Origin of the sequence: Acinetobacter lwoffii (genome assembly GCF_024129715.1) — a bacterium.
In the GTDB taxonomy this organism is placed as follows: Bacteria; Pseudomonadota; Gammaproteobacteria; order Pseudomonadales; family Moraxellaceae; genus Acinetobacter; species Acinetobacter lwoffii_U.
This window is the reverse complement of sequence record NZ_JAMXXM010000005.1, coordinates 158,990-178,822: the sequence shown is the minus strand read 5'-3', so window position 1 is coordinate 178,822 and position 19,833 is coordinate 158,990. Positions and strand designations below refer to the sequence as shown.

The 19,833-nt window shown below is 43.1% G+C and carries 21 protein-coding genes; 8 read left to right on the top strand and 13 right to left on the bottom strand.

Going from position 1 to position 19,833, the window contains the following annotated elements; all coding sequences use genetic code 11:
* Window positions 1-54 precede the first annotated feature (54 nt).
* The 3 genes from NI462_RS06300 to NI462_RS06290 form a co-directional block, all read right to left on the bottom strand.
* Window positions 55-441: a hypothetical protein gene (locus tag NI462_RS06300; protein ID WP_253159614.1), complete on the bottom strand. Its 387-nt coding sequence runs from the start codon at window positions 439-441 to the stop codon at window positions 55-57.
* Window positions 442-654: 213 nt separating this feature from the next.
* Entirely contained in the window at window positions 655-1,032 is a 378-nt protein-coding gene (locus NI462_RS06295) for a hypothetical protein (protein ID WP_004281576.1), read from the bottom strand.
* A 141-nt stretch (window positions 1,033-1,173) separates the two neighbouring features.
* Window positions 1,174-2,583 carry an FAD-binding oxidoreductase gene (locus tag NI462_RS06290; RefSeq protein WP_004644999.1) on the bottom strand — a complete coding sequence of 470 codons (1,410 nt, stop codon included), beginning with the start codon at window positions 2,581-2,583 and terminating at the stop codon, window positions 1,174-1,176.
* A 354-nt stretch (window positions 2,584-2,937) separates the two neighbouring features.
* Here NI462_RS06290 and serA point away from each other — a divergent pair, with 354 nt between their 5' ends.
* Both serA and NI462_RS06280 read left to right on the top strand, forming a co-directional pair.
* Window positions 2,938-4,170, top strand: a complete 1,233-nt coding sequence (serA, locus tag NI462_RS06285) for a phosphoglycerate dehydrogenase (RefSeq protein ID WP_005108551.1) — start codon at window positions 2,938-2,940, stop codon at window positions 4,168-4,170.
* A 124-nt stretch (window positions 4,171-4,294) separates the two neighbouring features.
* Window positions 4,295-5,161: an EamA family transporter gene (locus tag NI462_RS06280; protein WP_219307435.1), complete on the top strand. Its 867-nt coding sequence runs from the start codon at window positions 4,295-4,297 to the stop codon at window positions 5,159-5,161.
* Window positions 5,162-5,214: 53 nt separating this feature from the next.
* Here NI462_RS06280 and NI462_RS06275 read toward each other — a convergent pair whose 3' ends face one another.
* Complete coding sequence (locus NI462_RS06275) at window positions 5,215-6,348, bottom strand: hypothetical protein (protein WP_253159612.1); 1,134 nt, start codon at window positions 6,346-6,348, stop codon at window positions 5,215-5,217.
* Window positions 6,349-6,712: 364 nt separating this feature from the next.
* Here NI462_RS06275 and NI462_RS06270 point away from each other — a divergent pair, with 364 nt between their 5' ends.
* Window positions 6,713-7,591, top strand: coding sequence for an EamA family transporter (locus NI462_RS06270; RefSeq protein ID WP_253159610.1), 879 nt, complete (start codon window positions 6,713-6,715; stop codon window positions 7,589-7,591).
* 411 nt (window positions 7,592-8,002) lie between these two features.
* On the opposite strand, the gene NI462_RS06265 is transcribed toward NI462_RS06270, so the two are convergent.
* The 3 genes from NI462_RS06265 to truB all read right to left on the bottom strand — a co-directional run bounded on the left by NI462_RS06265 (window position 8,003) and on the right by truB (window position 10,286).
* Window positions 8,003-8,470: a hemerythrin domain-containing protein gene (locus tag NI462_RS06265; RefSeq protein WP_253146358.1), complete on the bottom strand. Its 468-nt coding sequence runs from the start codon at window positions 8,468-8,470 to the stop codon at window positions 8,003-8,005.
* 133 nt (window positions 8,471-8,603) lie between these two features.
* Window positions 8,604-9,368, bottom strand: coding sequence for a sulfite exporter TauE/SafE family protein (locus NI462_RS06260; RefSeq protein ID WP_005248297.1), 765 nt, complete (start codon window positions 9,366-9,368; stop codon window positions 8,604-8,606).
* Window positions 9,369-9,380: 12 nt separating this feature from the next.
* Window positions 9,381-10,286, bottom strand: a complete 906-nt coding sequence (gene truB / locus NI462_RS06255; RefSeq protein ID WP_253159608.1) for a tRNA pseudouridine(55) synthase TruB — start codon at window positions 10,284-10,286, stop codon at window positions 9,381-9,383.
* Window positions 10,287-10,467: 181 nt separating this feature from the next.
* Here truB and NI462_RS06250 point away from each other — a divergent pair, with 181 nt between their 5' ends.
* The 5 genes from NI462_RS06250 to NI462_RS06230 all read left to right on the top strand — a co-directional run bounded on the left by NI462_RS06250 (window position 10,468) and on the right by NI462_RS06230 (window position 16,106).
* Window positions 10,468-11,496 carry a lipase secretion chaperone gene (locus NI462_RS06250; protein ID WP_005248302.1) on the top strand — a complete coding sequence of 343 codons (1,029 nt, stop codon included), beginning with the start codon at window positions 10,468-10,470 and terminating at the stop codon, window positions 11,494-11,496.
* A gap of 390 nt (window positions 11,497-11,886) precedes the next feature.
* Window positions 11,887-12,897 carry an esterase/lipase family protein gene (locus NI462_RS06245; RefSeq protein WP_195725525.1) on the top strand — a complete coding sequence of 337 codons (1,011 nt, stop codon included), beginning with the start codon at window positions 11,887-11,889 and terminating at the stop codon, window positions 12,895-12,897.
* Window positions 12,898-12,980: 83 nt separating this feature from the next.
* Window positions 12,981-13,952, top strand: a complete 972-nt coding sequence (locus tag NI462_RS06240; RefSeq protein WP_253159606.1) for an esterase/lipase family protein — start codon at window positions 12,981-12,983, stop codon at window positions 13,950-13,952.
* Window positions 13,953-14,087: 135 nt separating this feature from the next.
* The gene (locus NI462_RS06235; RefSeq protein WP_253159604.1) at window positions 14,088-15,056 is read left to right on the top strand and encodes an esterase/lipase family protein; all 969 of its coding nucleotides are present in this window, start codon (window positions 14,088-14,090) and stop codon (window positions 15,054-15,056) included.
* A gap of 69 nt (window positions 15,057-15,125) precedes the next feature.
* A complete protein-coding gene (locus tag NI462_RS06230; protein ID WP_224216232.1) occupies window positions 15,126-16,106 on the top strand; it encodes an esterase/lipase family protein in 981 nt (326 codons plus the stop codon).
* A gap of 523 nt (window positions 16,107-16,629) precedes the next feature.
* On the opposite strand, the gene rplS is transcribed toward NI462_RS06230, so the two are convergent.
* The 6 genes from rplS to NI462_RS06200 form a co-directional block, all read right to left on the bottom strand.
* Window positions 16,630-17,004, bottom strand: a complete 375-nt coding sequence (rplS, locus tag NI462_RS06225) for a 50S ribosomal protein L19 (protein WP_004281205.1) — start codon at window positions 17,002-17,004, stop codon at window positions 16,630-16,632.
* Window positions 17,005-17,189: 185 nt separating this feature from the next.
* The gene (gene trmD, locus NI462_RS06220; protein ID WP_253159602.1) at window positions 17,190-17,924 is read right to left on the bottom strand and encodes a tRNA (guanosine(37)-N1)-methyltransferase TrmD; all 735 of its coding nucleotides are present in this window, start codon (window positions 17,922-17,924) and stop codon (window positions 17,190-17,192) included.
* 28 nt (window positions 17,925-17,952) lie between these two features.
* On the bottom strand, window positions 17,953-18,501 hold the full coding sequence (gene rimM, locus NI462_RS06215) for a ribosome maturation factor RimM (protein WP_004281200.1): 549 nt from the start codon (window positions 18,499-18,501) through the stop codon (window positions 17,953-17,955).
* Window positions 18,502-18,531: 30 nt separating this feature from the next.
* Entirely contained in the window at window positions 18,532-18,789 is a 258-nt protein-coding gene (gene rpsP, locus NI462_RS06210; RefSeq protein ID WP_085064356.1) for a 30S ribosomal protein S16, read from the bottom strand.
* Between the two features lie 138 nt (window positions 18,790-18,927).
* Window positions 18,928-19,356, bottom strand: coding sequence for a type IV pilin protein (locus NI462_RS06205; protein ID WP_290444233.1), 429 nt, complete (start codon window positions 19,354-19,356; stop codon window positions 18,928-18,930).
* Window positions 19,356-19,832, bottom strand: a complete 477-nt coding sequence (locus NI462_RS06200) for a type IV pilin protein (RefSeq protein ID WP_253159598.1) — start codon at window positions 19,830-19,832, stop codon at window positions 19,356-19,358. Before NI462_RS06200 ends, NI462_RS06205 begins: the two co-directional genes overlap by 1 nt.
* Window position 19,833: the final 1 nt, after the last annotated feature.

Sequence of the window (19,833 nt, the reverse complement as noted above, 5' to 3'; positions counted from 1 at the left end):
AGTCGTTTAAATTCCCCATCATTAAATCTAGTTAAATTTTCATATTTCATGGGGCTAGTATAAACAATTTTTTACTTTCGCAAGAGATCTAATATCTTTTGCTATTGAATATCCTAGCGTTATTTTTGAAATACTCCCACTTTTTAATTGGTCACTACAGTCTAATCTAGAGGAATGATAGTTAGCCCTATCCATGATAAATTGATCAATATAATTAACATGTCCTTCTGTTGAAAAATGATCTTGAGGAAAAAATCTTACTAAGCTTAGCCAACAGAATCTTAAAAACCAGATTAAGTCTTCATTACCTTTCATCATATTAAGAGTGATTCCGCTATCCCAATTGATATGACAGTTTAAATACACTTCTCTTTTCAAATTAGGTAAAGAAAAAATAAAATTTTGATCTGCCTCTAGTTCACTATCTTTCTCACGATACAATAATTTTTCTCGTAGGATTTTTTCTGATTTTCTTTTATCCTAGTTGGTATAAAACCTATTTAGATAGAATAATAAGAGTGAAGCTAAAAATCCTCCAATTACGCCAATTGTAGCGGCTAATATATTTGAGTCCATTAACTCCCCCTTCCCAAAACAAAAAAGCACATCCTTAGATACGCTTTTAACCAAAAACTGCCTAAAGATCAAACACTATTATGGACAGACCGCTTTCTGGAAAGTCTTGGTATTTGAACCTCTTGCACAACGATACAACTTCTCGGTGTTTTCCAGCATCCAGCTGTTATCTTCCCGTTTAAAATAATAAATGGTCTGTACCGAACGTACCGAATCATCCATTAAACCGGTTTCAGTGACTTTGACCTGTCCAATCGTGGGCGACTCTACCTTGTCAAAGAACTGCCGTAATTCAACCGTTGCCAGTTCCTTGCGTAAATCCGGTCTTAATTGTAAAACCTGTTCCAAAGGCGTATCCGAAGACGACTGTACCTTTGCAATGACCTGTTGAGCAGTTGCACAGCCTGAACCCAATATACCAAAAGCGAGAGTTGCGACTGCCAATATCCGGAACATATTATTTAACCCTTTATCGTCATTCTTATTCCAACCCATCATGCCGAGCTTCTTACTACAAAACCATTTAGACTCTGTAACTGTATTTACACAGCAATAAAAAAGCGCACCTTTCGATGCGCTTTTTTCAATTCCGACCGATTAAAGATCGAAAAGTTTACCCGGGTTCATGATGCCATTTGGATCGAACACTTTTTTCAGGGCTTTCATATATTCAATTTCTTCCGCCGAACGCGAATATTCAAGATATGGCTTCTTGGTCATGCCCACACCATGTTCCGCAGAAATTGAACCGTCATATTTTTTCACGGTATCAAAGACATACTTGTTCACCACCTGACATTTGGCAAAGAATTCATCTTTAGACAAATCAGCAGGTTTTAAGATATTTAAGTGCAAGTTACCGTCACCGATATGACCGAACCAGCAGATTTCAAAGTCTGGGTAATTCGTCGATACAATCGCATCAATTTCTTTAATGAATGCAGGAACGTGCGTGATCAGAACGGAAATGTCATTTTTGTATGGAATAAATGGCGCGATAGATTCAGAAATATCTTCACGTAAACGCCATAAACTTTCTACCTGATCCAGGCTTTGGCTCATTACGCCGTCCAGTACCCAACCTTGTTCCATGCAATGCTCGAAGATTTCCATCGCCTTGTCCATAATCGGCTCAAACGGCGCTTCAAACTCAAGCAATACATAGAATGGGCATTCAGTTTCAAATGGACGTTGCACGTGACCATGGGCCAAGACTTTCTGCATCGCCAGTTCACCAAAGAACTCAAATGCAGTCAGGTCAATTTTCGCCTGGAAGGCATGCAATAACGGCATGATCGCATCAAAGTCAGGTACACCCAGTACCATCACTTGCAGGTCTTGTGGTTGACGTTCAAGCTTGATTTCTGCTTCCGTCACCAGACCCAGCGTGCCTTCACCACCGATAAATAAATGCTGAAGCGCATAACCGGTTGCATTCTTGATCATGCCTTTGTTCAGGCGCAATACATCGCCCTTACCTGTCACAACCGTCAGGCCAAGCACCCAGTTACGGGTCATGCCGTATTTGATGACTTTAATGCCGCCAGCATTGGTCCCGATGTTACCGCCAATTTGCGATGAACCTGCAGACGCAAAGTCAACCGGATAATACATGCCCTGCTCTTCAGCATAGTTTTGTAACTGTTCAGTCACTACACCTGCCTGTACACGCACCATGCGATCTGCCGGGAAGAATTCCAGAATCTGGTTCATCTTATCCATGCTGACCACGATCTCGCCATTGGCTGCGACTGCACCTGCAGAAAGACCGGTACGACCACCCGATGGAGTCACTGCAACGTTAAATTGGTTCGCCAATTTAACGATGTCTTGAACTTGCTCAGTGGACGATGGAAAAACGACGACTGACGGGTTTGGATCAAAGTGCTTCGTATGATCGCGACCCCAATTCTGGAGGCTGTCCGTATCGGTTTTAATACGGTTTTCACCCACAATTGCAGTCAATTGGGTCAATAACTCAGGGGTTAAAGCGACTGGAGCATTCATCGTTTACAGACCTAGCATGATTTAAACAAGAGAGACTTCGCTGGTTCATTTGCACATTTTTTACGCATAAAAACATGGATACAAATCAGGCGAAACATGATTATTAAAGCACCGGATCACGCTGCTTTAAAAGCATGGCGCAATATTATAAGCTATTTTTTGGTGTTTCCCGCGAAAAATGACAATTTTGATAATATACCTTTGAAAATGCAGATTTAAATCAAACATCATGATCATTATTATCAATATATCTTGCCAGAATAGCTGATGTGAGCGTCATTAAGGAAATGTATAAGTGCGCTTTTCCTGTGCTATTATACCGCGACTAAATTTGGCCTTTGTAGCGGAGCCGTAATGAGCCAACATCTATCTCTACCTAAAGATAAAATCCGTTTCTTGTTGTTAGAAGGCGTTCACCAGAATGCAATCGACACTCTAAATGCTGCTGGATATACCAACATCGATTATCGTAAGACTGCGCTTGAGGGTGAAGCGTTGAAAGAAGCGATTAAAGATGCTCACTTCATCGGTATTCGTTCCCGTACTCAATTGACTGAAGAAGTCTTTGAAGCTGCGAACAAACTGATTGCTGTCGGTTGTTTCTGTATTGGTACCAACCAGGTGAACCTGGACGCTGCAATGCGTCGCGGTATTCCAGTCTTTAACGCACCTTACTCAAATACGCGTTCAGTCGCTGAACTTGTACTTGCTGAAGCAATTCTTCTCCTTCGCCGTGTACCTGAAAAATCAGCAGATACACACACAGGCGGCTGGAACAAATCTGCAGTTGGTTCGTTCGAAACACGTGGTAAAACTTTAGGTATCGTAGGTTACGGTTCAATTGGTTCACAACTTTCTGTACTTGCTGAAAGCATGGGTATGAAAGTGATCTATTTCGATACAGTGACTAAATTGCCTTTAGGTAATGCACGTCAAGTCGGTAGCTTGGGCGAACTTTTGGCAAATGCCGATGTGGTTTCTCTACACGTTCCTGATGTTCCGTCTACACGTAACTTCATGACCAAAGATCAGTTCGCGCAAATGAAAGAAGGTTCAATCTTCATCAACGCGGCACGTGGTACCTGTGTCGTGATCGAAGACCTGGCAGATGCGATCAAATCTGGTCACATTGCTGGTGCTGCGGTAGATGTATTCCCGAAAGAGCCTAAAGCAAACGGTGAAGAATTTGTTTCTCCACTGCGTAACCTGCCAAACGTAATTCTGACTCCACACGTAGGCGGTTCTACGATGGAAGCGCAAGCGAACATCGGTCTGGAAGTAGCTGAGAAATTCGTGGCTTATTCTGACAAGGGTATGACGCTTTCTGCGGTGAACTTCCCAGAAATCGCATTGCCGTTGACTGAAGGCAAACACCGTTTACTGCACATCCACCAAAATATTCCGGGCGTGTTGTCTAAAATCAACAACCTGTTTGCTGAACAAGGCATCAACATCTCTGGTCAGTCACTGATGACTAAAGGTGATGTCGGTTACCTAGTGATGGATGTAGATGCTGCTGCATCTCATGAAGCACTTGATATGCTTTCTAATGTTGAAGGTACAATCCGCGCACGCGTATTGTTCTAATTCAAGATTTCAAAAAAACCACAGCTCTCGGGCTGTGGTTTTTTGTTTTTTAAGGTTTTTATTTTAAAACTTTTTCAGCTTATGCTGCTCTTCCGTTATTCGAGCAATCGAAACCTATTTAGTCATGCTGAATTTTAAAATTGCACCCATCGTGCAAGCGCCGCTGATTTTGCTGATCGCCATGATCAGTATGCAAAGCAGTGGTTCCTTTGCCAAATATCTGTTCGGTCAGTTTCCGATCCTGACTGTTTCCGCAATGCGTCTGCTTTTGGGCGCTGTGATTTTGGCACTGATTTTTAAAATTTGGCAAATCCATTTCAGACAGATCAAATGGCCGGCCATTATCAGTTATGGCCTTGCTCTGGCCGGCATGAACCTCTTGTTTTACCTATCGATTGATCGCCTACCGCTGGGAATTGCCGTCTCTTTTGAATTCATTGGCCCCTTAAGTGTTGCCCTGTTTTATGCACGGCAAAAATTCGACTTTGTCTGGGTCGGACTGGCGATTCTGGGCCTGGTTCTGCTATTTCCTTTTGATCAGGCTGCCCAGCCACTTGACCCGATCGGGATTGCATTTGCCTTGGGTGCCGGTGCCTGCTGGGCCTTATATATCGTTGCCGGCCAAAGACCTTCAGGCATTTCTGGCAATCATACTGTATGCTTGGGCATGTTTGTCGGTATGCTGGTTTTGATGCCAATTTCGCTCTTTGCAGGCATGCCGGCACATACTTTTGAACCGATGAGTTTGCTGTATTTTGTGGCTTTGGCAGTACTGGCCAGTGCCCTGCCTTTCACACTGGAAATGATTGCCCTGCGTAATTTAAGCGCACTGAGTTTCGGCACCTTGATGAGTTTGGAACCCGTTATTGCCGCACTCTCAGGCCTATTGTTTCTGGGTGAAACCTTGTTGTGGACACAGTGGCTGGCATTGGCCACGATTATCAGTGCTTCGGTAGGCTGTACAGTGACAGCACAAAAAAGGAAGCATTGAATAAAAATAAAGGCGCTAGAGCGCCTTTATTTAAGATTACTTATTTTCAAATTTTAACGTGGTGTTGCGTCTTTAATTGCAGTATTTAATGCATTTGCTGCTGTCACATTATAGCCATCACATGCGGAAGCAAGATGGTCATAATTGTATTCTGTCCATTTGATCATTAAAGGACTTGCACCCTCTTCCTTTAAGCTGTCCACCGCAACCCTTTTGGATTGCGCAATATAGTCAGCGTGATCAATATGTTCCCCATGTTCAGAGAAAGCACTTGGATAAATTTCACCTTGATATTCGATCGCACCAAAATATTTATAATATTGCATAGCTTCGTCTTTATATTCTGCCTTTTTATATTTCAAGTTAGACATCGATTCATCCAGAATATCTTTTGCCAGATCTCCAATTCTTTCGCCAGCCTGCCATTCATCAAGTGTGCGATAACCGGCCTTTATATCCGGATCAAATTCAATATATTCTTTCTCAGGGTGTTCCGCCAGAATACGGAAACATTGAGATCCATTCGGGAAGGTACGGGCTTTTTGTAAACCAACAAAGTTGCTTGCAAACTCATTATAATATTTACGGTCAGCGGCTGTCGTATTATCAATATTAAAGAATACCCGGGTCTCAGTATCATCATACATCTTCACCACAGCAATATTAGTGCGTTCAGTTAATGCCTTACCAGACAGGTCATACCACTCTATATGCCGATGATTACTGATGTTGTTTTCCGGTATCGTTACAGGGCGGCTCGTAAATCTGTCCGGTGTATTTTCCAATACTTTTTCCAGCTTATAACCTAATGTCGTAAGTGTACGATCTGTAGGGAACACGCCTTGCTCTGTGACATAAATTGGAAAAACCATATCCTCTTCAATCGCATATTCAGTATCAACAGCGCTGTTATCATCCGCATATAATATGCCGTCAGTAATTTTATTTTTATGACTGGCTAACAGAAGTTTTTGCGATTCCATCTCTGATCCATCAATATTCGGTAAGTTGAATTGATAGTTATAGAATTCAGAAATGGTATCTGATGCTCCATCACCCGGGGTTCCAGGATTGGTCGGTGCAGGTTGACTAGTGACTGGTTCATTATTATCAGAACTGTCGGAACCACTACCACATGCTGCCAGCATGCAGCTAAAAATGGCGCAAGAGAGTACTCTTAATTTCATTATTATCTACCTTAATTATTTGATATTGTTATTTTAATTCTGTCCCGAAACACGGGATCTAAGATGTTTTCATTGTTATTTTAAAACTAACCCGAATCACGAGGTCTAAGATATTTTAATAAATATAAAAACAAGATCAATTTAAAAATTGATTAATTTGTAACCGCAATTACATAGAAGATTAACTTTAAATTTAAAATCTTTAGATATTTGATCGGGCCAAAACTTAACTTGATTGAATCAAAATTTAAGTTCACCTCGGGAAAATATTTCCTTGCCCTACTCATTAAAAATTAACCAGTTTGCTATAATTTCATTTCCCCCTATTTCTCATTTTCACCCGCTCTGGGTAGAAGCTGCTTCCATGCCAAACGCCCAACTCCTTGCCGTATTGTTCATGGTCTTATCCATGACCTCCTACCAGATCAGTGCATCTTTTGCCAAACAGCTGTTTAGTGTGCTGGATCCGGTCACTGTGACCATTTTAAGGCTGTGCTTTGCAGCAATTATTGTTGGGGTAATGTTCCGTTCCTGGAAAATTATTTCCCGTTTGCCTTTTTTGAAATGGCGGGATTTACTCTGCTATAGCGCCGCTTTAGGGGTCATGAATATTTTATTCTACCTGTCCCTCGGAAGATTACCGCAGGGAATTGCGGTAGGACTAGAATTTATTGGTCCGCTCGGCCTAGCCCTCATTTCGATTAAACATCGTAGTGACTATATTTGGGTATTAATGGCCATTTTAGGCATCGCACTGATGGTGCCATGGGGACAGGCCAATAGCAGTAATTTCGACCTGCTCGGCGCCGCCTGTGCTTTAGGTGCGGGTTTATGCTGGGCACTGTATATTTTCTTTGGGCAACGTGTGGTTCAGCAAAATATCGGTATGCATGCACTGACTATTGCGATTAGCATTTCAGCCCTGTGTCTGCTTCCGATTGGGCTCTATAATAATGCGCCCGCATTGATTGATATGCAACATTGGGGTAAAGCCGTTGTCATTGCGGTTCTGGCCACAGCGATTCCCTATGCGCTGGACTTAAAAGCTTTGCAGCATTTAAACAAGACCAGCTATGGCACCCTCTCCAGCCTGTCACCAGCTTTGGCAGCACTGACCGGTTTTATGCTATTGGGGGAGAAAATTACGTATCTTCAGACGGTAGCATTAGTCTGTATCATGCTGGCCTCTGTCGGTGTGACCGTACGTGCCGCCCGTCAAGGATCGGCAGAAAAGAATGCCTAAAAGGCTTATTGGAATTTGAATAACTAAATATATCTCATCATTAATCTCTTCACTTTATCCATTTGATATAACTAAAAAAAATAGATGAATGGATAAAAATCCCATATCTCCAGATAAAAAGATGATCAGATGCCCTAGTTGCAATAAAGAGATTTTTGATACGCGAGTGTGGCAAGGATGCCACATGTTACCCATCACGACAGGACGTCGTGTATGGGTAACAAAAGACTTTTGCCTACTTTGGGTCTTTCCAAAGTAGGGAGATTGCCTACACAAAAGCATTTAAATTTTTAAGAAATGAGGCTGTACAATCATCTTCTTAAGATAAACATGCATAACGATTAACTCAAACATCTAATTTGAGTTATAAGTTATGGAAAAGTAGCTAATCAAATGTCATCTTTTCGATGTTTAGTTTTGTACCAGCATATCTTTTTTCATGTCTTTATAACGCTGGTATTCATTCTTGTACTGCACTGCTAAAGCGGTCTTCTGCTCTTCACCCAGAATTTTACCGGCCTGCTGGAAGAAACCATGTTCCTCTTCTTTTAAGTGATGATGCACCTTTTCGGAAAGTTTTTTGGCCATGGCAATCCAGCCCGGATTACTCAATTCAGTTGCAGTTAATTCCTCGATCATTTCGTCCATTTCATGATGTTCGGCCAAGGCATGGCGGGTAATATTCAGGCCCGAATCGGTCATCATCAAGGGAATATAAAAATAACGGTCTTCCGCAGCTTCATGGGCAAACAATTCATTTTTCAGTTGCTTGAACAGCTCGCGGCGTTCTGGTGTATCCCCGGAAGTCTGTAATAGTTTTTCTGCAAGATCACGCTGAATCTCATGACTCTCTCTTAATGCTTCAAAAATAGTCGTCATTCCGATATTTCTCCGATTGTTTTATTTTTCATATCATTGATTCTAGAAGATTTTCAGAACAGGTTCAGACGCAGTTTATACAGTGATTTGTTAAGAAATTTTAATATCGAGAATGATTTACATCGGGTTTAGATCAAAAAAACATCTGGTATGCCATCCGGCAAATTAGCAGACTGACCAGAATCAGGAATAAAATCCGGATAAAGCCACTGCCATATTTAAATGCCAAACGCACCCCGACCAAGGAACCACAAATATTGGCTACCGCCATCATTGTCCCGACCATAAACAGCACATTGCCACTGGGAATAAAAAAGCTTAATGCGGCCAGGTTGGTGGTGAAATTGGCAATTTTCGATAAGGCCGATGCATGCAGGAAGTCGACGCTTAAATAGCGAATAAAAAAGAAAATAAAGAAACTACCGGTGCCCGGACCAAAGATACCATCATAAAAGCCTATCGCCAGACTGCCCAAAGCGGCCAGAATCAGCATTTTCCGATTCAGTTTTTGTTCGGTATGCACTTGGCCAAACTGTTTTTTCATTAAGGTATAGATTGCGATCACGATCAACATGACCAGCACAAAAGGCTTAAGGATCTCGACTGGAATTAGCGTAACGCTGGCTGCACCAATAAAAGAACTGACAAAACTGCACAGTGCAATCACGCCCAAGAGCAACCAGGGCAGTTTTACCTGTCGCAGGTAGGAAAATGCCGCAGAAGCGGTGCCACAAATGGACGCGAGTTTATTGGTGCCAAAGACCGTAGCAGGCTGTAAATGCGGTAAACTCCCCATAATTGCTGGGATCTGGATCAGACCACCACCGCCCACGGCAGCATCAATCGCCCCTGCAAAAAATGCAAAGACAACCAGACTGATGATGATCTCAATTTCCATATATTGACTCGACTAGAGGTTCAGGACGCGTTTGGGTACCAGACGTTTTTTATCAGTAATTTCTGCCAGCCCCAGACATTTATCTCCATCAAAAACCAGCACCTGTTCAGCTGCTTCATGTTCGATATTGCTTTCCATGCCGCGGCTAAAATATTCTGCACGACCTTCGGGTATCTGCACTTTTGGAAAATGATCAACCGGTGCATAGGCTGGCAACAACAGTGCATCACGCTCTGCTTCGCTCAGGCTCTCCAGATATTCAATGGTATAACTTGGAATCAAATCAAAATGGCCGGTTTTGATGCGGTGCAGATAAGTCAGATGGCCATAAGTTCCCAGCACTTTGGCAATATCTTCACCCAATACCCGGATATAAGTGCCTTTAGAACAGGTAATATCCAGCGTGATACTGTTCTCCGTAAAGGATAAAAGCTCAATCGCTAAAATGATAATCGGACGTGCTTCACGTTCAATCTCGATACCTTTGCGCGCCAGTTCGTATAAAGGACGGCCTTCTTTTTTCAAGGCAGAATACATCGGCGGCACTTGCTGGATATCCCCGATAAACTGTGCCAATGTGTCCTGAATCAAGGCTTCCGAGAGTTCAGGAACCACTTTTTCCAGAAGTACCTCGCCTTCCACATCACCCGTGGTGGTGCTATGTCCCAAAAACACGGTCGTCTGATAACGCTTGACCGAATCTAATAAATAATGCGAAAACTTGGTGGCCTCCCCCAAACATACGGGCAATAAACCGGATGCCAGCGGATCCAGCGCGCCGGTATGGCCGGCTTTTTGTGCACGGTACAACCAGCGGACTCTTTGCAATGCGGCATTAGAACTGATACCCAAAGGCTTATTGAGCAGGAAGACACCACTAAGATGACGACGCTGAATTTTAGGAGATGATGCTTTCATGGCAAAAAATCAGACATTTTATAAATTGGCGCCATGGTAAAACCCTGCGAGAGGATTTACAACTTTTCTATAGTCTCTAATGATTTTTATGGCATATTGAGCCGGTTTGAACAACTCAACGCTTTTAAAAAGCTTAAACCTCTAAAAATAATGAAATAACGAGAAAATAGGTGCATAGGATATGCAGAAATATAAAATATGGATCATTCTGGCGTTGCTGGTGCTGTGCATACTCACACTGATCTTATGGCTGTCTCCAAAAGAAAATACCCAGGCGGATACCGGAACAAAAACGCCTATAACTGAAACTCAGGCAGAGCAAACCGCATTCTTGGTCAATGGCCCTGCCAATGCAGCTTTCCCCAGTGCCAGTCAGCAAGATACCGAAATTAATTGTCAGATGCAGTTAGATGCCAGCAATCGTCTGATTGTGAATGAACAGACCCGCAACTGTTTTGAATATTTTATTACCCAGTTTGGTGAAAAAAATCTGCAGCAGATCCAGCAGGATTTTAAAGCCTATATTCGCCAGAATCATAAAGAACCGGTACTTTCGCAAATTCTGGATTTATGGGATCGTTATATCCAGTACCGTCAGGGTTTGGGCCAGCTCACTGTACCGGCAGGGCTGAATCAGGAAGATCCTGCCTATTATCGCAGTATCTATAACAGTACCCAGAATTTGCGCCAGCAGTACTTTTCCAAGTATGAGATTGAAGGCTTGTTCGGCACAGAAGATGCCTATCATGAATATACCCTGGACCGGATGAGCATACTGGCAGACAAAAGCTTAACGGAAACTGAAAAAGCCCAAAAGCTCAAAGCACTGTTTCAGCAACTCCCGCAGGACTGGCAGGAAAATCTGGAACAACTGAATAAACTGGAAGACCTGCGCAAACTCACCGCTGATATTAAAGCCCGTGGCGGTTCCAGCGATGAAATCCGGCAAATGCGGATTAATCTGGTCGGTGCTGAAGCGACACAGCGTCTGGAACAACTGGATGTGCAACGCAGCGACTGGAAAAACCGGGTGACTGGCTATTTAGATGAACGGGATCAGATTACCCAGTCCGGCATGTCCGATACTGCAAAGCAGCAAGCGATTGCCCAGCTTCGCAGCAAACATTTTAATACACCGCAAGAACAGCTGCGGGTAGAAACCTTTGAACAGGTTCATGATCAGGGAGCCAAGCTGCCCTTTGCTGACTAAGCCTAAAAGCCATCACCTGTTGATGGCTTTTTTATAAATGCCCTTTTGATAACTTTATATTTTTTCTCAAAATGATCTTTTATAGTTGTTTCTAAATATTTCGAATTTACACAAAATAACTTAGACAAATTTCAATTATTTCAAAGACTTTTTATTTAAATACATCTGCAAATAAAACACATACTTACAATGTAAATTCCTCCTGTCCTGCATGTCCCCAAATGACATGGTTTTAGACCTCTGAAGTGAAAAAATACCGCTTCATTAAAAGAAAATTTGCTTAGCCACTGAAGGCCGAAACTGTATTTTCATCGTCTGATTTGTGGCTTGCGACACTCTACAAAAAGCAATGATTGCTTGAATAAAGATAGAATTAAAAAAGGGACAGCTATGCATACTTTCAGCAAGACAGCCCAGTTACTGACTGTGGCTTTAGCGACTACTCTGGGATTCAGTTTTTCTGCACAGACTCAGGCTGCAGCGAGTGCAACACAAGTCATCGAAAAGAGCCGGTCTGACTATGCCAAGACCAAATATCCGATCTTGATGGTGCATGGCTGGCTAGGCTGGTCACGCATTGGCACCGATAGTATCGGGCTGGATTACTGGTATCAGATTCTGCCAGATATGGCACGTAATGGCTCAACCGTCTTTGCGGCACAATTGTCTCCAGCAAATACAACGGCGCATCGCGGTGAACAACTAGTTCATCAGGTTGAAGAGGTTGTGGCAATTACCGGCAAGAAAAAACTGAATTTGATTGGTCACTCTCATGGCGGACCAACAGTGCTGTATGTTGCAGCGACCCAGCCGCAGTATATCGCCTCTATTACTGGCGTTGCAGGAACCTACCATGGCTCCAAAGTGGCAGATGATATTCAGAACAATAGCCTGACGCGTACCGCCTTTAACATTTTAGGTGATTATATTATTGGTCCATTGATTGCACTGGGTCAGTTTAAGCCTGAACTGGAAATTGATTTTGATGCTTCCATGAAATCCCTGACCCAGACCGGCTCAAATACTTTTAATGCCACAGTGGCACAACAGGTAGTCAAAGATGGCGTGTTGGCGTCCACAGAAAACTGCAATAAAAATTTAAAACAGAAAGACAGTAAAGGTATTCATTATTATTCATGGACGGGTGTGGCCCAAGCCACCAATGCCCTGGATATTGATACGATCCTGATGCAGCTCGGCCCTTTATCTTATGGCAGTAAAGACAATGATGGCATGGTATCACGTTGTAGCGCTTTCATGGGCAAGGTGATTCATGACCAGTACAAACTCAATCATACTGACCTGGCCAATATGATGTTTGGTCTGAAAGGCGTGTTTGCACCCGATCCGGTCGCCCTCTATCGCCAGCATGCCAACCGACTCAAATTAGAAGGTTTATAACGCCAGGGTGCCTATATTTCAGCTGAAATATAGGCTTTTTTCTGGTTCTTTTCATTTGATCTATCAGTGACCGGGAAGCTGCAATGAAAAAAATAATCTATCACTTGAACCTTTTACTGCTGGTTTCCATCTTGACTGGCCCTGTGCAAGCCTCGGCATTACAGGAATATAAAAGCAATTTTGTCCTCTCGAGTTATGCCAAGACAAAATATCCGATGGTCTTTGTTCATGGTTTTGGTCTTGGTTTTAACCGGATTGGAACGGATCGCATCGGTTTGGATTATTGGTATCAGATTCCCCAAGACCTGAGCCGGCATGGTGCACGGGTGTTTTCTGCCGAATTGTCTGCTGTTGCGTCCAATGAACTGCGCGGTGAACAGCTCTTGATGCAAATTGATGAAATACTGGCACTGACGGGCCAGAAGAAAGTCAATCTGATTGGGCATAGCCAAGGTGACCCAACAATTCAATATATCGAGGGCGTTGCACCGCATAAAGCCGCCTCTTTAACCGCCATTGCCGGGGCGATGCAAGGCACCCCGGTTTCTGTCAATGCCAGCCAGACGCCACTGCTTGAACCCTTTATCCATGCCATTGGTACAATTTTGGGCCATAGCATGAATCTGGTTACAGCTAACCAGTATCCGGTCAGTATTATCGAGGCACTGCAAGCCATGAATCCAGAGGCGATTCAGGCCTTCAATGTGAAATATGGCTCCTCTGCCATTCCCAAAGACTGTCAGTCTAAGGGCAGCAAACTCACGCCAAATGGAATTTATCACTATTCCTGGATGGGCAACCGGCAGGCGACCAATCCGCTGGATGCGATTGAATCTACAGTCGTGACGTTAGGTAGCAGTTTCCTGAAAGGAGAAGCCAATGATGGTGCTCTACCGCTGTGTAGCGGACGCTATGGCCAAATCATTCGTCAGGACTATGCCCATAACCATTTTGATGAAGTAAACCATTTTTTCGGTATTTTGGGCCCTTTTGCGCAGGATCCGATCGCCCTGTATCGCCAACATGCCAACCGGCTCAAACTGCAAGGCTTATAAATCACTTATTTTTATGAATAGATCATCTCTATTAATTAAAAAAACTTAGGAAACTGAGTCCCTGCTGCAGAGGGGGGACTTTAGACAACCGGATGAGGATCATCCCGTTAAAATAACAAAAGTGAGGAAAATATAATGAAATTCGGAGTATTCATCACCGGCCTGCTGCTGGCGGGTACATGCCTCAGCACTCAGGCATCCACCCAAGCCAGTCAGGTCACAGCAAAAGCCAGTTCACAATATGCCAAGACCCAATATCCAATTGTCTTCGCACATGGTATGGCAGGCTTTATCCGGGTCGGTACCGACCAGTTTGGACTGGATTACTGGTATCAGATTTTACCGGATCTGGCGCGTAATGGCGGCAATGTCTGGGCAACACGTGTCTCACCTTTTAACTCCTCAGGAATTCGGGGTGAACAACTTTTAGAGCAAGTCAAAGAAATTCAGGCCATTACCGGTGCAGACAAAGTCAATCTGATTGGTCATTCACATGGCGGCCCGACCATTCGTTATGTTGCAGGTGTGAGACCTGATCTGGTTGCTTCCCTGACTTCCGTCGGTGCTCCACATAAAGGCTCCCCGGTTGCAGACCTGATTCTTCAGGCAGAAGGTACGCCAATACAAGGGCCTTTAGTGGGTGGTATCAACCTGGTGTCTAAGGCCATCACCTGGGCACAAGGTCTGGATCCGAGCAGTTTCCCACATGATTCTCTGGCTGGTGGTCGCAGTCTGACCCTAGCAGGATCCGCTCAATTCAACCAGAAATATCCGCTCGGTATGCCAACCACCGCCTGCGGTGAAGGTAAGGAAAAAGACGGTGATATTCGTCATTATTCATTTACCGGTATAGGTCAAGTCACCAATCCGCTTGATCCTGATTCAGCCTTGACAGTTACAGCTCTACTCATTGATGGCGGCAAGGAAAATGATGGTCTGGTCTCCCGCTGTAGTGCCAAATTCGGTAAAACCATTCGGGATAACTACAACTGGAACCATCTGGATGAAGTGAACCAGTTCCTCGGATTAAAAAATATCTTTGCTCCAGACCCAGTCGATGTTTATCGCCAGCATGCCAACCGGCTCAAATTGCAAGGCCTGTAATTCAATCTCATCCCTGTCATCCCAATGCACAGGGATTTTCTAATTTTTAAACCGCCAAAATGGAACTTTATGAAAATTAGAACGCATTTTATAACCTTATGCTGCGTGTTATTTGCGGGCCAATATGTGCAGGCTTCCAATGTGCAGCAAGCAGAAACCAGATTTGTCGTGTCCAATTATGCAAAAACACAATACCCGATTGTATTTGCACATGGCATGGTCGGCTTTAATCGCATTGGTTTCGATGCCTTGGGCATGGATTATTGGTATCAAATTTTGCCAGATTTAGCCCGTAATGGTTCAACTGCGTTTGCCACCCGCATCTCACCTTTCAATTCCAGCGAAATCAGAGGTGAACAATATGTAGAGCAACTCAAAGAAGTCATGGCAATCACGGGCGCCAAAAAACTGAATTTAATTGGTCATAGTCATGGTGCACATAGCGTGCGTTATGCAGCCGGGGTGATGCCGCAACATGTAGCCTCAGTGATGACTGTGGGCGGCGCCAACCAAGGGACGATTGTCGCTTCTGATGTTATGCGACTTGCCAATCAGACCAGAACATCTGAACTGCTCAATACCCTGATCAGCAGTTTTGGTAACGTCATCATGTGGGCACAAGGCTTAGATGGTCAAGCTTTCCCACATAATGCTCTGGCAGCAGGACACAGCACGTCGATTGAAGGGACAGTCGAATTTAACCAGCGTTTTAAACTCGGGCTTTCGCTGAGTCTATGTGGTGAGGGCAAATATAAAGACCAAGGCATTGCGCTGTATTCAATGACGGGCAATCAACCCGTGACCAATCCCCTAGATGTCAGCGATGCCGCCATGAAAGCCTTGGATCTGCTTTCTGCGAGTAAGGCTGGCGCGAATGATGGAATCGTGTCGGTGTGTAGTGCCAAATTTGGTAAAACGATTCGGGATGATTATCCATGGAATCATCTGGATGAAATCAACTTGTTATTTGGCATTAAAGGTACCTTTGCACCTGATCCGGTTGCTGCCTATCGTCAACATGCCAATCGCTTAAAACTGCAAGGTTTATAAAACCACCCAAGCCTCTATTCATCCAGAGGCTTTTCTATCTTATTTTTCGCTAATTTTTTTCTTAAAATTTACTTGTTAATCATGATCAAACTGCATATAAAATATTCATCAAATATAAAAAAATAAGTGTGAAATAAAATAAATGCAGATACGTTCTATAGAAATCAAAAACAAATTTAAAAGAACCTGCCCCTGCTGCAAACGAAAAGTCATTAATCCTTTTCAATTTAAAAAATATGAGCCTTATTATTGCCCCTCTTGTCATCGACATATTATCGCAAATGTATGGATCAGTATTTTACTGGTTATCACACAATGTTTTATTTGCATTCAACTTTTTAATGCAGGATTCCAGTCTTGGGGATATTTTGTATTATTCCTGATGTTTATTCATAAAATTTTCTTGGATATTTTAGATGCTATGATCTTGCCTTTGCAGGAACATTTCGAATAAATCTACATAAAAATTAGGCATAAAAAATGCGCCCAAAGGCGCATTTTTTCACTCGTATAAAACTTAAAATTAAGCTTTAGTTTTACGAGCTGGTAATTTTTCACGAATACGTGCAGCTTTACCAGACAATTCACGTAGGTAGTAAAGTTTAGCACGACGAACGTCACCACGACGTTTCACTTCGATACCAGCAACGATTGGAGAGTGAGTTTGGAATACACGCTCAACGCCAACACCGCTAGAAATTTTACGTACTGTGAACGCAGAGTTCAAACCACGGTTTTTCTTAGCGATTACAACGCCTTCGAACGCCTGTAAACGCTCACGGTCGCCTTCTTTTACTTTAACTTGAACAATAACTGTATCACCTGGTGCAAAAGCAGGGATATTTTGTTTCAATTGTGCGTTTTCAATTACTTGAACTAAAGGATGCTTACCACTCATGGGGTATCTCCAATATGTGCGAGTCAGAAGAGGTCTGATCATCGCTGGGTATAGAGGCTAAAGCGCATACACCCGATTATCTTTCCCTTTATAGTTGACCATCTCAACCATAAAGAGCCTATTAAAGAATACTTAAATAATTTTAAGTACTTGCTTGAAGATAAAAATGATTACTCATCAATATCTTACAAATCTTTTAGCCATTTTTTCTGCTGCTTGGTCAGCTCGACTTTTTCCACCAATTCTGGGCGGCGTTCAAGTGTACGCTGATATCGCTGCAAAAACCGCCATTTTTCAATATTGGCATGATGCCCGGACTTTAACACCTCAGGCACATCCAAACCTTCAAAATGATCTGGCTTGGTATATTGTGGGCAATCTAGAAGACCATCCACAAATGAGTCTTGCACGTGTGATTGCTCATCAGACATCGCACCCGGAAGTCTCCGGATAATACTGTCCAATAAAACCATCGCAGGAAGTTCACCACCCGACAACACGTAATCTCCAATTGACCATTCCTGATCAACATATTGTTGGATCAAACGTTCATCGACGCCTTCATAACGTCCGCACAATACGATGATTCCGTCATATTTGACAAAATCCTGTACCGCAGTTTCGTTTAAGGTCTGTCCTTGCGGTGACATATACACCACAGGAACCTGGACTGCACCCGCTTGCGTTGCAAGCTCTTTGGCATGCCGGATTGCTTTTGCCAGAGGCTCAGCCATCATCACCATACCCGGACCACCACCGAATGGACGTTCATCCACGCGTTTATAGTTGCCCGTCGCATAATCGCGAGGATTGATGTAATGAATTTGCATCAACTCACGTTTTGCTGCGCGCCCGCTAATCCCATAGGCTGTAATCGCTTCAAACATTTCAGGAAAAAGCGTAATGACTGCAAAAAACATCGCAGACTCCCGTATTTCCGAAAAATTCTTAGTAGTCTACGCCCCAATTGACGTAGATACGACCAGCTTCAAGATCAACGCGTTGCACCACATCTTTATGCCATGGGATCATTCGCTCTTCGCCATCGATGCTGTCGGCAGTTGCGCGAACCACCATCACATCGTTAGCACCTGTCTCAAACAGCTCAAAAATTTGACCGAGATTGACTTCTTGCTCTTCATCGTCCAGACCTAACACAGTTAGACCTTTTAAATCAGACCAATAGTACTCGTCTACGCCTGCTTGAGGCAGTTGCGATTTAGAGATCCAGACATTGGAGCCAACCAGTTCGTCTGCGCCAGTGCGATCACTCACACCTTTCAGCGAAACAACCAGTCCTTTACCATGTGGTTTCCAACGTTTTACATCGACAATTTGCCAACCTGCTTTGGTCTCAATGTACCAAGGCAGATAGTCAAATATGTTGCTCATAGGTTCTGTATTGGAATAGACCCAGAGCCACCCATTTAATCCATATGCTGAACGCAACTGTCCAATCTGAATACGATCTTCGGGAACATTCTGTGTTGGTGTCATGGGCAAGCTACTACCTAATTTATAGAAAAATTATGCAGCAACTGCAGCTTTTTTAGCTTGAGCAGCTAAAGAAGCAACACGATCAGAAGGTTGAGCACCTTGAGAAACCCAGTGAGCAAAACGTTCAGCATCTAAACGAAGTTTCTCTGCTTTACCTTGAGCTGTAGGGTTGAAGAAACCGATACGTTCGATGAAACGACCGTCACGTGCATTACGGCTATCAGTCACAATGATTTGATAGAACGGACGTTTTTTAGCACCACCGCGTGCAAGACGAATAACAACCATGATAGAACCTTATAGTTTTTACGGATTATCCCTGCACCGACCATCGATACATTTCAAACCCCTTTCATAGAGGGCAGTATTTTACTTGAACTTTGCCCTGAATGAAAGATCAAAAAGTGTTTGGCTACAATTTTGAGTTTAGCGCCCGTCCCAAGTAGATGTCACAGACAATGCACAAGCTGTTGCACCTTTGCCCCAAAACTTATGGCCTTGATCGTTTAGACAAATAACCCCATCACCTGCTTGTGCTGCGCCTAGAATTGGTGTGGCTCTCATCTCCCATTCGGTATCTGTTAAACTCGAAAACTCTAGATCAAAAAGTGGAGTTCCAGTTTTAGGATAAGTTGTACCTCCATATAAGCTTGTCATGGTTGCAGTAACAGGATATTTAAAATTAGCCAGCTTATGAGACTCAAGACGCTGTGCAATATTCATCATTTCCACCTGAACATCAGCGCGGTTTACTCTTTTTTTATATTGATTATAGCTAGGCAGTGCAATTGCAGCGAGAATTGCAATAATTGCCACCACAATCATCAATTCAATTAATGTAAATCCATTACGCATTACCAAGCCTCGCTATTAGCTTCACAAGATGTGCAAATCGTACTTCCACATACATTATCGACCGTTAACTGATCAATTCCTTTACATTTCAGACCAGTACTTTTCATGACCACATTAAAGTTTCTAGCATCCGTTGTTACAGCTTTAATTACCCAGGTCTGACCATTAGTTACTGTTGAATTTAATGCATTTCCTGCGGTTGTATCATCTGTAATGGCAAGAGTGTATCCACCACGATTAAGTGTAATCGTGTTTATAGCAAAATTTTTATAATTGAAGTTCCGAGTCTTATGTCTTTCCAGTTGATCAGCTAATTTTAATATTTCCTGCTGAGCAAAAGCAGCATTTGCTTTACGCCCATATGCCTGATAACTCGGTATTGCAATAGCTGCCAAAATAGCAATCACCACCACTACAATCATCAATTCAATCAGGGTAAATCCCTGATTGAATCTTAGCGTTAAAGATCTTTTCATT